General features: G+C 69.7%; 9 protein-coding genes, 1 tRNA gene, 3 pseudogenes and 1 riboswitch. Of the genes and pseudogenes, 5 read left to right on the top strand and 8 right to left on the bottom strand.

The window, feature by feature from the left end; translation table 11 throughout:
- Window positions 1–247 precede the first annotated feature (247 nt).
- A pseudogene (locus tag ACFY2Z_RS32255) lies at window positions 248–706 on the top strand (HAD-IC family P-type ATPase); the annotation flags it as partial.
- Between the two features lie 687 nt (window positions 707–1,393).
- On the opposite strand, the gene ACFY2Z_RS32250 reads toward ACFY2Z_RS32255, so the two are convergent.
- Together ACFY2Z_RS32250 and ACFY2Z_RS32245 are read right to left on the bottom strand one after the other, a co-directional pair.
- Window positions 1,394–1,612 carry a hypothetical protein gene (locus ACFY2Z_RS32250; protein ID WP_390747602.1) on the bottom strand — a complete coding sequence of 73 codons (219 nt, stop codon included), beginning with the start codon at window positions 1,610–1,612 and terminating at the stop codon, window positions 1,394–1,396.
- A 208-nt stretch (window positions 1,613–1,820) separates the two neighbouring features.
- The gene (locus ACFY2Z_RS32245; RefSeq protein WP_390747601.1) at window positions 1,821–2,930 is read right to left on the bottom strand and encodes a HoxN/HupN/NixA family nickel/cobalt transporter; all 1,110 of its coding nucleotides are present in this window, start codon (window positions 2,928–2,930) and stop codon (window positions 1,821–1,823) included.
- Between the two features lie 26 nt (window positions 2,931–2,956).
- Window positions 2,957–3,160, bottom strand: a riboswitch (cobalamin riboswitch).
- Window positions 3,161–3,225: 65 nt separating this feature from the next.
- On the opposite strand from ACFY2Z_RS32245, the pseudogene ACFY2Z_RS32240 reads away from it, so the two are divergent.
- Both ACFY2Z_RS32240 and ACFY2Z_RS32235 read left to right on the top strand, forming a co-directional pair.
- A pseudogene (locus ACFY2Z_RS32240) lies at window positions 3,226–3,561 on the top strand (ArsR/SmtB family transcription factor); the annotation flags it as partial.
- 216 nt (window positions 3,562–3,777) lie between these two features.
- Window positions 3,778–4,068, top strand: a pseudogene (locus ACFY2Z_RS32235) (hypothetical protein); the annotation flags it as partial.
- 75 nt (window positions 4,069–4,143) lie between these two features.
- Here the strand turns inward: ACFY2Z_RS32235 and ACFY2Z_RS32230 are convergent.
- Window positions 4,144–4,217: transfer RNA gene (locus ACFY2Z_RS32230), tRNA-Gly, on the bottom strand.
- Window positions 4,218–4,721: 504 nt separating this feature from the next.
- Between ACFY2Z_RS32230 and dcd the strand changes: the two genes are divergently transcribed.
- On the top strand, window positions 4,722–5,297 hold the full coding sequence (dcd, locus tag ACFY2Z_RS32225; protein WP_390747600.1) for a dCTP deaminase: 576 nt from the start codon (window positions 4,722–4,724) through the stop codon (window positions 5,295–5,297).
- Window positions 5,298–5,304: 7 nt separating this feature from the next.
- Window positions 5,305–5,814 (top strand): phosphoribosyltransferase, encoded by a 510-nt coding sequence (locus ACFY2Z_RS32220; protein ID WP_390747599.1) that lies wholly within the window; start codon window positions 5,305–5,307, stop codon window positions 5,812–5,814.
- A 166-nt stretch (window positions 5,815–5,980) separates the two neighbouring features.
- Here the strand turns inward: ACFY2Z_RS32220 and ACFY2Z_RS32215 are convergent, their stop codons facing one another.
- From ACFY2Z_RS32215 to ACFY2Z_RS32195, 5 genes are all read right to left on the bottom strand, one after another.
- Complete coding sequence (locus ACFY2Z_RS32215) at window positions 5,981–6,280, bottom strand: hypothetical protein (protein WP_390747598.1); 300 nt, start codon at window positions 6,278–6,280, stop codon at window positions 5,981–5,983.
- A gap of 137 nt (window positions 6,281–6,417) precedes the next feature.
- The gene (locus tag ACFY2Z_RS32210) at window positions 6,418–7,605 is read right to left on the bottom strand and encodes a PP2C family protein-serine/threonine phosphatase (protein WP_390747597.1); all 1,188 of its coding nucleotides are present in this window, start codon (window positions 7,603–7,605) and stop codon (window positions 6,418–6,420) included.
- A 200-nt stretch (window positions 7,606–7,805) separates the two neighbouring features.
- A complete protein-coding gene (locus ACFY2Z_RS32205; RefSeq protein ID WP_390747596.1) occupies window positions 7,806–8,798 on the bottom strand; it encodes a YIP1 family protein in 993 nt (330 codons plus the stop codon).
- Window positions 8,799–8,870: 72 nt separating this feature from the next.
- On the bottom strand, window positions 8,871–9,668 hold the full coding sequence (locus tag ACFY2Z_RS32200) for a WecB/TagA/CpsF family glycosyltransferase (protein WP_390747595.1): 798 nt from the start codon (window positions 9,666–9,668) through the stop codon (window positions 8,871–8,873).
- A gap of 16 nt (window positions 9,669–9,684) precedes the next feature.
- Window positions 9,685–10,701 carry a glycosyltransferase family 4 protein gene (locus ACFY2Z_RS32195; RefSeq protein ID WP_390747594.1) on the bottom strand — a complete coding sequence of 339 codons (1,017 nt, stop codon included), beginning with the start codon at window positions 10,699–10,701 and terminating at the stop codon, window positions 9,685–9,687.
- Window positions 10,702–10,909: the final 208 nt, after the last annotated feature.

Genomic DNA, 10,909 nt, shown 5'->3' with positions numbered 1-10,909 from the left:
CTTACGGCCTTGGGCCACCGTCCGCACCTTGCGGATCTGGAACTCCATCGCACCCCTTGGGCTGGGGTGTTGCGACGACTCCTAGAACTCAAGGTTTGGTCCGGGGCCTTTCCCCTTGTGCCCCCGGCAGGATTCGAACCTGCGACATCCGCTTCAGGAGTTCGATCTCGGCGCCGCGCCGTCCGCCGGTGTCCATGAAGGCGGTGGCTTGGCAACGATCGTCGGACCTGCCTGCGCGCGCAGAGCGCTCGCGGACGCCCTGCCGGTGGCCGAAGCCGCCGCCCACACGCCCGTACTGGTCCGCGTGGACGGCGTGGCCGAAGCCCTGATCGAGATCGGGGACGTCGTACGCCCCGGCAGCTACCGGGCCGTCGACCGTCTGCGACGCCTCGGCGTCCGCCCCGTGCTCGCCACCGGCGACCGCGAGGCGCCCGCCCGGGCCGTCGCCTGCGACCTGGGCATCGAAGAGGTGCACGCCCGCCGCACACCCGAGGAAAAGGCCGCCCTCGTCCGGGACCTGCGCGAGCAGGGCTACGGGGTCGCGGTCGTCGGCGACGGCGTGAACGACGCCGCCGCGCTCGCCGGTGCCGACCTGGGCATCGTCATGGGCAGCGGCACCGACGTGGCCATCGGCGCCGCCGACCTCACGCTGGTGCGCGGCGACATCGAGGCCCTCGCGGACGCGATCGGGCTCGCCCGGCGCAGTCCGGTGACCTCGTGGCGTGCACCCTGCACTTCGAACACAGCGGGGCCGCGAAGACGCTCGCGGTGGCGGTGCGCGCAGGCCGGGAGGGAATATGACAGCAGCGGTCCGGAAAACGTGCCGCTGGAGCGCCGGCCCTTAGGACGCTGCCAGACGTCGGGGCCGCGGCCCTGCGGGTTCCGGCCTGCGGTGGCGGGGAAGGACTTCCCCGCAGCCCGGATCGAACGCGATGGCGGAACTGCGTCGATCGGGCGGAGGAGGGATGGCCGGATGCCAGGTCCCGTACGAGTGCCGAGGAAACGGACACCGCAGGTCTGGCCGTGGCAACAGCAGCCAGCCCGAGCCGGACACCTGGGGTCACGGAGCGGCGGGGCGTGGCTCCTGATTGCCGCCACCGTGACGGTGCTGGCGAGCGGTTGTGCCTGGCTGGGCTCCCTGGTGGGGGGTATGCCCGGGGCCCTGGTGGGCTGCGCCCCGGGGCTGGTACTGAGCGGGTTGCTCTTACTGCTGGTGGAGTCGGCGGTCTCGGGTCCTCACAAGTCGCACCTCAGAGGCCCTGGGGCTGCGGAGGCCAGGCGGCGTCTACGCAGACGCCGCTGATCAAAATGCCGAGGAACACGGGGAGCGGCACCACCCGCCCGCTTGCCGCGGGACCTGATCTGCCGCTGCTCCCCCGCCAGTGCACCGGTATCACGCAGGGGTCGCGGTCAGCCGGTCCAGGGCGCCGGACTTGGCCTGGGCGACGAGGTCGGTGAACTGCTCCTCGCTCATCTGCACCTGCTGTCCGAAGTCGTCGGTGATGCGCACCCGCCTGTCCTCGGGTGCGTCCGGGTCGAGAAAGAGCTGGGGACAACCGCAGTTGCAGTTCCCGCAGAAGGTCGCGATCGGTTCCGGGCTTGTCTCGGGCATCTGTGTACCTCGTCCCTTCCGGCGCGCCGGGCGGTCCGGCACTTCGACGATGCCCGGTGCGCGTGGTCGGTGAAACGGCCCCAACTCATGGGGAACACCACGTCACGCGGCGGGAACTCGGTGGCACTTTCCAACGACTCATGGCACGCGCGGTGCGTGTGAAGAGGCATGACAGGGGTGCCGGTCGGGGGCCACGGTTGCGCCGCCGTCAGCCGGTGTCGGCGGTACGGGCGCTCCAGCGTTCCTCGACCTTGGCCAGGCGCCAGTACGCGACCGCCACGGCCCAGACGACCACGAACAGACCGACGATGACGTAGCCGACGTTGTCCAGGTCCAGCCCGGTGATCCAGCCGGTGACCGCGTCGCTCAGGCCGAGCTTGTCGTGCAGGACGCCGACGAGTTCGATGGTGCCGACGAAGAAGGCCACGGCGATGGACAGGCCGGTGATGGTGAGGTTGTAGAACACCTTGCGCACCGGATTGGAGAACGCCCACTGGTAGGCGAAGTTCATGAAGGTGCCGTCGAGGGTGTCGAACAGGCTCATGCCGGCCGCGAACAGCAGCGGCAGGCACAGGACCGCGTACCAGGGCAGCCCGGCGGCGGCGCCGTTGCCGGCCAGGGCGAGGAGCAGAACCTCCGTCGTGGTGTCGAAGCCGATGCCGAAGAGGAAGCCGAGCGGGAACATCTGGCCCGGCCGACGGATGGACTTGGTGAGCCGGCCGAGGATGCGGTTCATGAAGCCGCGCGAGTCCAGGTGCGCCTCCAGCTCCGCCTCGTCGTAGTGGCCGGCGCGCATGGCCTGGAAGACCCGCAGGATGCCGAACAGCGCGACGAGGTTGAGGGCGGCGATGAGGTAAAGGAAACCTCCGGAGACGGTGGTGCCGACGGTGCCCAGGACCTGGTGGGTGCGGGAGCCGTCGTTCATCAGGGTGCCCGCGAGCTTCGCGCCCCCGGCGACCAGCGCGGCCATCGCGACCACGACACTGGAGTGCCCGAGGGCGAACCAGAACCCGACAGACACCGGCCGCTTGCCGTCGGCCATCAGCTTGCGGGTGGTGTTGTCGATGGCGGCGATGTGGTCGGCGTCGAAGGCGTGCCGCATGCCGAGCGTGTACGCCGTGACGCCCAACCCGATGCCGAACGCCTTGGAGCCGACCTCGTAGTGATGCGGGATCACGAGCAGGAACAGGATCCCGAACGCGACCACATGGAGAGCGATGATCACTGCCAGCAGCCCGGCGGTTCGGACGGTGTCCTCGCGGCGCCAGCGAAAGGACGGGGCGGCGGCGGTTTCGGACACACCTTGGGACACGGTCATACAGTCACGCTCCAGCACCTCGTGGATCAGCTTCGTGATGCCGCGGCCGGTCTCCTGGCTGACGGGTCATCGCGCCCGCCCCTGCCTTCCCGGCCGCGAGGCCAGTGGCAATGCATGGGGCGGGAACTTCCCGATCACAGTGGCGAGGGCCGCTCCGGACTGAGCCCCTGAGAGCTTTCACCGGTCTTCCCGAACACCACGGCCCGCCCACCCTAGAAGGGGCGAGGAGTCGCTTGCAAGGTTGCATACCTGAGCAGGTATGGAGCCCGACACAGGGGGCTGCGATGATGGCCGCATGCATCTCGTCCCCCCGGAACACGCCGGGCGGCGCACCATTGACGGCCATCGGGTCTGCGAGGCCATCGCCGCCGTCGGCGAGCCCGAGCGCGTACGCGCATGGGCCGACCGCTTCTCCCTGCTGTCCGATCCGGGACGCCTGTCCTTGCTGCTCGCCCTCCACGAGGCCGGCCCGATCGCCGTCTCCGACCTCGCGGTCGCCACCGGGATGAGGGACGCCGCCGTCTCCCAGGCCCTGCGCCTGCTGCGCACCGCAGGCATCGTCGAGGGCGAGAAGGACGGCCGGATCGTGCGCTACCGGCTTGTCGACGGCCCGGTCTCCGCGCTGCTGGAACACTGCGCGTCTCAAGACGGCGGTGCCGGCTGCACACCGTCCCGGGAGACCATCGAAGTGGCGTTGACACCGACAGGAGAAGTTAGTGGCTCGGGATGACGGCGTGGATCCGAGGCTGCTGCGAAGCCGACTCGGTCCGGCCTGTTGTTCGTGACCGCCCGGCCGGCCATCGCTGTGGGCGGCCTGGTACTGACGGCTCACGCCGGCCTTCGACCTGTCTCAGCCGACATCTCCGCAGAGATCCCGAAGATCGTGAGCGTCGAGGCCGTCCAAGCGTCGGACGTCGTGATCACCATGGGCTGCGGTGACACCTGCCCCGTCTTCCCAGGCAGGACCTACCTGGACTGGAGGTTGGACGGACCGGCCGGGCAGGGCGTCGAAGCCGTACGCCCCATTCGCGACGAGATCGAGGACCGCATCCGCGGTCGCTCACCCACCTCCGCGTGCAGCCCGTGCATGACCCTCGTTACGTGTCCGTCAGGTGTCGTGAACTGCTTCTTTGCGTAAGCGATTTCGCCGACGCTGCAAAAATTGGACTAGACAACAAACAAAACCCCAGGCCACCGACCTGGGGTTTCAATCTGGAGCGGGTGACGAGAATCGAACTCGCGCTCTCAGCTTGGGAAGCTGATGTTCTACCATTAAACTACACCCGCGTAAGACGCCGGCTCAGCCCGGTGTCCGAACGCTCGCTCACTCTACCTCATCTCGGACCCCCGGTGTCGCAGCCGTGGGGTCCGCTGTCGCTTCGGGGTGCGGATGTGGCTGCGGGGGGCGGGAGTTGGGGCGTACGGTGGAGGCGGTGGAGAGGGGTCCTGTGCGGTCGGAGTGCCGCCTGGAGAGCCGTCCCTTTGATCCCGTAATGTGGCTTTCGCCGTCCCGTCGCGGACGTGAGACGAAGGTTCTTGGGGAAGGGACTCAGAGGACTTGATGGAGCGCACCGTCGTCCGATGTGCCGAGGGGCACGTGTTCAGCACCGCTTCGTTCCCGATGCAGCAGGCCGAGCGCCTCGGGCCCGGACGGCTCGTCCGGTGTCCGCGCTGTGCCCGGCTCCGCAGCGCGGTACCGGTGGCCTTGGAGAAGCAGTAGCGGCAAGCGATGAAGGCGCGTGGAGTCGTCACGATTGTGGCGACTCCACGCGCCTTGCGTATTCTCGGGGCGTGCTTCTCTCAGACAAGGACATCCGGACCGAGATCGACAAGGGCCGGGTCGTGATCGACCCGTTCGATCCGACCATGGTGCAGCCCTCGAGCATCGATGTGCGGCTGGACCGCTACTTCCGGGTGTTCGAGAACCACAAGTACCCGCATATCGACCCCTCGATCGAGCAGGCCGACCTGACCCGGCTGGTCGAGCCGGAGGGCGACGAGCCGTTCATCCTGCACCCCGGGGAGTTCGTGCTCGCCTCGACGTACGAGGTCATCACGCTGCCCGACGATCTTGCGTCGAGGCTCGAGGGCAAGAGCTCCCTCGGGCGGCTGGGGCTCGTGACCCACTCCACCGCCGGGTTCATCGACCCCGGGTTCTCCGGCCATGTCACGCTCGAGCTGTCCAACCTCGCCACCCTGCCGATCAAGCTGTGGCCGGGGATGAAGATCGGGCAGCTGTGCATGTTCCGGCTCAGCTCGCCGGCCGAGTACCCCTACGGCAGTGAGCGCTACGGCTCGCGCTACCAGGGCCAGCGCGGACCCACCGCCTCGCGCTCCTTCGTCAACTTCCATCGGACCCAGGTGTGAGCCGGACATGACCAACATACGGGAGAACCTGAGCTACGAGGACTTCGGACGGGCCGTCCGCGAGCTCGCGCAGACCATCGCGGACGACGGCTACGAGCCGGACATCGTGCTCAGCATCGCGCGCGGCGGTGTGTTCGTGGCGGGCGGCCTCGCCTACGCCCTCGACTGCAAGAACATCCACCTGGTGAATGTGGAGTTCTACACCGGTGTGGGTACGACGCTCGAGATGCCGGTCATGCTGGCCCCCGTCCCCAACGCGATCGACTTCACCGACAAGAAGGTGCTGATCGCCGACGACGTGGCCGACACCGGCAAGACCCTGAAGCTGGTCCACGACTTCTGCCTCGAGACCGTCGCCGAGGTCCGCTCCGCAGTGATCTATGAGAAGTCCCACTCGCTCGTGAAGTGCGAGTACGTGTGGAAGCGCACGGACGACTGGATCAACTTCCCGTGGAGTGTTCTGCCCCCGGTACACAAGTCGGGGCAGGCGCCCAAGGACAACAAGGAAGCTCTCTGACCTGATCGCTTCGTGGCCTCGCATTGGGGCGTGCCGCACTCCGTGAAGTGAGGCACGACCCAGCGTCGCCTCAGCGCCGTCCCGTGTGGTCAAAGTGCCCGCAGGCGTCGGCGCTTCGGGTGATCGACTCATGGGCCCCACGCCGTTCACGGGGCAGGCTCGGCCATCACCCGGCGGACGGCCCGGAACCGGTCCGGCGCTTCCCCCGTACGAGCAGGACCAGCGCCGCCGTGACCGCCAGCACCAGACTCAACGAGTCGGCAGTCATCACCACGGCGAAGGGTGCGCCCAAGAGGCGCGGCGCCCTGGCGAGGATCAGGCCAAGGCCCATGAGCAGGGGGAACCCGTAGAAGCGCACGCCCTGGCGGGGGCTTGCTCCTTCGCGGATCTTCGCCCGCGCCCACCGGCGGTGGCCGAGGCTGAGAAGAACCAGCAGGCAGCCCGTCGCGACGACGGACCAGTCCATGAACCCGAGCATCGGGACCCCCCGTCGGCACGGATCTGCCATACGTGCCGGTTCACCAGGCACATCATCGCGGCTCGTGCCCCAGCGCAGAGAGCGTGCCAGGCCGGTCGTACGGCGGGAAAGGCCCGCTCAGGTTCTTAGCGCGATCTTTGCCCGCCATGAGGGGCTACGGGGCTTCGTGGGTCCGCGCCCTCCGGGAGCCGGTCGATGAGCACCATGGCCACGTCGTCCATCAGGGTGTCCGCGGTGTGGTGGATCAGTAGCCGGTGGAGTTCCTCCAGGAACTGCTGCGGGGCCGCCGCGTCCACCGCCTCCATGGCCTCGGGCAGGGGGAAGAAGTCGCCGCAGCCGTTGCGGGCCTCCACCACGCCGTCCGTGTAGAGGAGCAGCCGGTCACCCGGCGCGAAGGCGTAGCTCTCCGCCGCGGGCGGCGGGCCGGTCATCAGGTCCTCCAGGCCGAGGGGCGGCATGGCCGCGTCGGGTCCGAGGGCGCGGACCCGGCCCTCGTGCAGCACCAGCGGAGCCGGATGGCCGCAGTTGACCAGCTCGAGCGCGCAGTCGTCCGTCACCTGGCCGACGAGCGCGGAGACGAAGCACTCCATCCGGTATTCCTCGTCGTGGTCGGCGGCGGCGCGTTCCCTCCGCATGGCGGCCGCGCAGTGCTGGACGACCTCGGCCAGATCGCGCTCGTAGTGGACGGTTTCCCTGAACGCGCCCAGGACGGCCGCGGCCGCGCGTACGGCGGGCAGGCCCTTGCCCCGGACATCGCCCACGATCATCCGGACCCCGTACCGGGTCTGGAGGGCCTCGTACAGGTCACCGCCGATCTGCGCCCCGGACTCTGCTGCCAGGTAGATGCTGGCGGCCCGGAGCGGGCCGAGACGGGGGCTCACGGGCCGCAGCAGGACGTCCTGAGCCGCTGCGGCGACCCGGCGGATCTGGTCCAGCTCGTGCTGTCTGCGCCGTCGCATGAGGTCGCTGATCGTCACGCAGGCGACGGACACCACGAAGAGGCCGAGAAGGTTGCCGTAGACCGGCTCCTCACCCCAGGAGTCATGGAGGGTGGGGGAGATGACGTTGACGGCCAGGGCACCGACCGCCGCCGACAGGGTGCCCCCCGGGCCCATGGTCAGTGCGGCGACCGCCGGCATCGCGGTGAGGAGCGGACCGGTGTACATGAGGTGCATCGGCGAGAGTTCGATGCCCAGCCCGATGAGCAGGACCGCGAAGGGCAGACACTGCCCCAGCCGGAGGCGGACTCGGTCATGAGCGCCCGCTCCTGATTCGGCGGACGTGCGGAAGGGCCGTCGTATGTGCCACCGCATGACAACAGCGTCCCTCTCCGGCGCCCTGATCTTCCACCCACCGGGCGAGTTGTCCACCCCGTGCACGGGGTGCGCACGGTTCGTGTCCGAGCCGAGACGGTCGGTTCACGGGCGGTCGGTACGGGGCTGCCGACGGGATGCGAGAAGGCCCCGTCGCGCGTGGCGTCGGGGCCTTCTGCGTGAGGCCGGGCGAGCGTGCGCTAGAACGTGCCGAGCTTCACGATCGACAGGATCGCGATCAGCTGGATCGCCGACGCGCCCAGCGCCTTCGGCCACGGCAGGTCGTGCGACTTGGAGACCATCAGGGTCAGCAGCGCACCCGCCGCCACCCAGGTCGCCCAGCCCAGGAACTGCACGAAGGGGGCGTCGCCGCCGAAGAACATCGCGACGACCAGGCGCGGCGCGTCCGTGATGGACATGATCAGCATGGACAGGCCCACCGTGGGCTGCCAGGCGCCGTCGCCGCCGAGCTGGCGGGCCAGGGTGTGGGTGACCACGCCGAGGATGAAGGAGCTGAGGACGAACGCCACGGCCGTGGTCAGGACGATCGGGATCGCGCTCGACAGCGTGGCGCTGATCGCGTCCTTGCGTGCGCCGTCGAAGCCGAAGACCGCCAGCAGGCCGTAGAGGAAGGTCACGATGAGGGCCGGGCCCCACATCGTGTAGTCCCGCATCTGGAGGAACGTCCGGGTCGGGGAGAGGACCACGCCCCGCAGCAGCTCCTTCCAGTGCAGCCGCGGACCGACGGGCGGCGCCGGGGCCTGGCCCGCGCGGTAGGTCTCGCCCTGGCTGTACGGGTCCTCGCCGACGGAGAACGCCTGGGTGTGGCCCGGGTTGTCGGCCGCGTACGGGTCCGGGGTCAGGGGACGGCCCTGGCCGCCGTCGTCCCCGAAGTACTCCGGCTCGCCCTGGCCCTGCGGCGCACGCCACTGCGGCTGACCCCCCTGGGGTCCTGCGGCCCCGTAGGGCGCCGCGCCGCCGTACTGCTGCTGCGACGCGGAGGGGTAGCCGTACGACGGGCCCTGCGGTGCCTGTCGGCCGTACGGGGGTTGTTGCGGTCGCGCTTGAGGAGCGCCGTTGTCCCGGCCGCGTCCGATCCTGAATCCAGCCACGTCTTCGAACGTACCTGGTCCCTGAAGGTGACATGCCGGACCCGAGCCAACGGGAGGGGCTTTGCTGCCGAGCTGTGACATCCCCTAAGGGGCCCTCGGGCGGGGAATCAGGGGGATCAGAGGGACACCGAGAGGAATCGAGGGCCACCGCCCTCACCTGCCGCGCCGCCGCTCCCGTGCCCAGTACGTGCCCGTGAGGGCCAGGAAGCGGGTGTTGCCCACCGCGTAGCGCAGGAACATACGGCGTGGCTCCTGGGCCAGACGGTGGAACCATTCGAGGCCGGTCCGCTGCATCCAGCGCGGTGCCCTGCTGCGCACTCCCGCCACCACGTCGAAGGAGCCGCCCACGCCGACGACCAGGGCACAGCCCAGCTCCTGCTGCCGACGGGCGAGGAAGTACTCCTTGCGCGGGCTCGGCACGGCGAGGAACAGCAGGTCGGGGCGGGTCTCGCGGACGGCCGCCACCACCTCGGGCTCCTCGGCCTCGGTCCAGTAGCCGTCCCGGTGTCCGACGACGTCGACGCCCTGCCGGGCGGCGATGCGGGCGGTCTCCCGGACCACCTCCGGCCTCGCGCCGAGCAGATAGACCCGGTAGCCGCCGCGCGCGGCGCTGCGCCACATCGCCAGCATGAAGTCGATGCCCGCGACCCGCTCGGGCAGCGGGCTGCCGAGCAGGCGGCCCGCCCACACGACCGACTGCCCGTCGGCGTTGACGAGCGAGCACGAGCGGATGATGCCCGCGAGTTCCGGATCGTCGTGCGCCTGCACGATCTTGGCGGCGTTCAGCACGACATGCTGGTGGGGGCCGCCGTCAGCGATCAGCGCCTCGGCGGCCGCCACGGACTCCCGCAGGGTGAGCGGGTGGACGGGCAGTCCGCACACCGTCACCGGCCGGCCCGGGCCCCTCGGTCCGGTCGGCGCGTCCTCGTTCACGAGCGGGGTGGTCGGCATACCGGTCTCCGTTCCGTCAACAACGCCCGGCCAGGCCCAGGTTCTGCCAGAACCGCACGAACTCCTCGGTGACACGGTCGGGTTCGTAGCGTGGTCGTAGCTCCTCCCAGGCCTTCTGCTGGCGCCGTCGGATGTCGTCGATGTCGTCCGCGCACGCTTTGAGGAACCCGGCCACGGACTCCGCCGTCGCCCGGACCGGCTCCACACAGCCCTGGCCGAACAGTTCGGCACTGCCGGGCGACGGGGTCGCCGCGACAGCGCAGCGCGCCTGGAGTCCTTCGAGCAGGACGAAGGGGAGCCCCTCGACCCAGCGGGCCGGCAGGACGAACACATCGACCTTCGACCAGAACGACGGGGCCTCGGACAGATCGAGGACCCCGAGGTCCTCGTCCACGCACGCCATACGGCTGAGCGGTACGTCGTGCCGCATCCCGGCGACCCGGAACTCGATCGCGAGTCCCTCTCTCTTCAGCGTGTCGACCGCCGCGCAGACGAGGTCGAACCCCTTGACCCGGCTCATCGTGCCGATCCAGCCGACGCGCAGCGTCCGGGACGGGGCCGACCCCGGCGCGGGCGGGGCCGCCGGGGGCGCGGGGTTGCGCAGCACGGTGACCGACGCGGTACGGCAACCACAGGCCCGCAGCTGCTGCGCCACCTCCTCACTGAGCACGATCCAGTGGCATCCGCCCAGCGAAGCGCACAGTGCGGGGCTCGCGGCGAGGCGGGCGGGCAGCTGGGCGCCATGGAGGTGCAGAACCGTGGTCGAGCCGGCCAGCTTGGCCAGCAGCACGAGGAGCACATCGCGCAGCAGGGGCAGGCCCCACTGGGAGACCGGCAGATAGACGGCGCTCGGTGTCGTCCCGATCAGTGTGCGGGCGGCCTTGGCGAGGGCCGCCACGGTGGCCGAGGCCTTCGCGGGCCAGGAGGCCGCCAGCCGGTCGGAGCCGTCCCGGCTCGCGGAGAGCGAGATGACCGCCCGTACCCGGCAGCGGCCGGTGAGAACGGGTGTGAAGAACTCGGCCGCCCGGCCCATTCCACCGAGACGCGGACTGTGTCGGAAAACAAGGACGGTCGGCCCGGCGGATCGCCGCGGAAAACGTGGACGGACGGGAAACATTCCCTGTCTCCAGGCATGGGGTGCGGGATTGCGTAGTTCGAGTGAATTTCGAGTGGAATTCCGGCGGGAAGACCAGACGATCAACCGAAGCATCTGCTCGGCGGAGAAGTCCAGTGCAACACGT

The sequence above is a fragment of the Streptomyces sp. NPDC001222 genome (assembly GCF_042896945.1).
Classification (GTDB): domain Bacteria; phylum Actinomycetota; class Actinomycetes; order Streptomycetales; family Streptomycetaceae; genus Streptomyces; species Streptomyces gibsoniae.
Note: the sequence above shows the minus strand (reverse complement) of the source record. Positions and strands in the feature narration are given on the sequence as shown.

Coding starts and splice junctions, on each gene's coding strand:
- ACFY2Z_RS32250 (WP_390747602.1), bottom strand. CDS start 1,612: ATGCCCGAGACAAGCCCGGAACCGATCGCGACCTTCTGCGGGAACTGC.
- ACFY2Z_RS32245 (WP_390747601.1), bottom strand. CDS start 2,930: ATGACCGTGTCCCAAGGTGTGTCCGAAACCGCCGCCGCCCCGTCCTTT.
- ACFY2Z_RS32220 (WP_390747599.1), top strand. CDS start 5,305: ATGACCAACATACGGGAGAACCTGAGCTACGAGGACTTCGGACGGGCC.
- ACFY2Z_RS32215 (WP_390747598.1), bottom strand. CDS start 6,280: ATGGACTGGTCCGTCGTCGCGACGGGCTGCCTGCTGGTTCTTCTCAGC.
- ACFY2Z_RS32210 (WP_390747597.1), bottom strand. CDS start 7,605: ATGCGGTGGCACATACGACGGCCCTTCCGCACGTCCGCCGAATCAGGA.
- ACFY2Z_RS32205 (WP_390747596.1), bottom strand. CDS start 8,798: ATGTCACAGCTCGGCAGCAAAGCCCCTCCCGTTGGCTCGGGTCCGGCA.
- ACFY2Z_RS32200 (WP_390747595.1), bottom strand. CDS start 9,668: ATGCCGACCACCCCGCTCGTGAACGAGGACGCGCCGACCGGACCGAGG.
- ACFY2Z_RS32195 (WP_390747594.1), bottom strand. CDS start 10,701: ATGGGCCGGGCGGCCGAGTTCTTCACACCCGTTCTCACCGGCCGCTGC.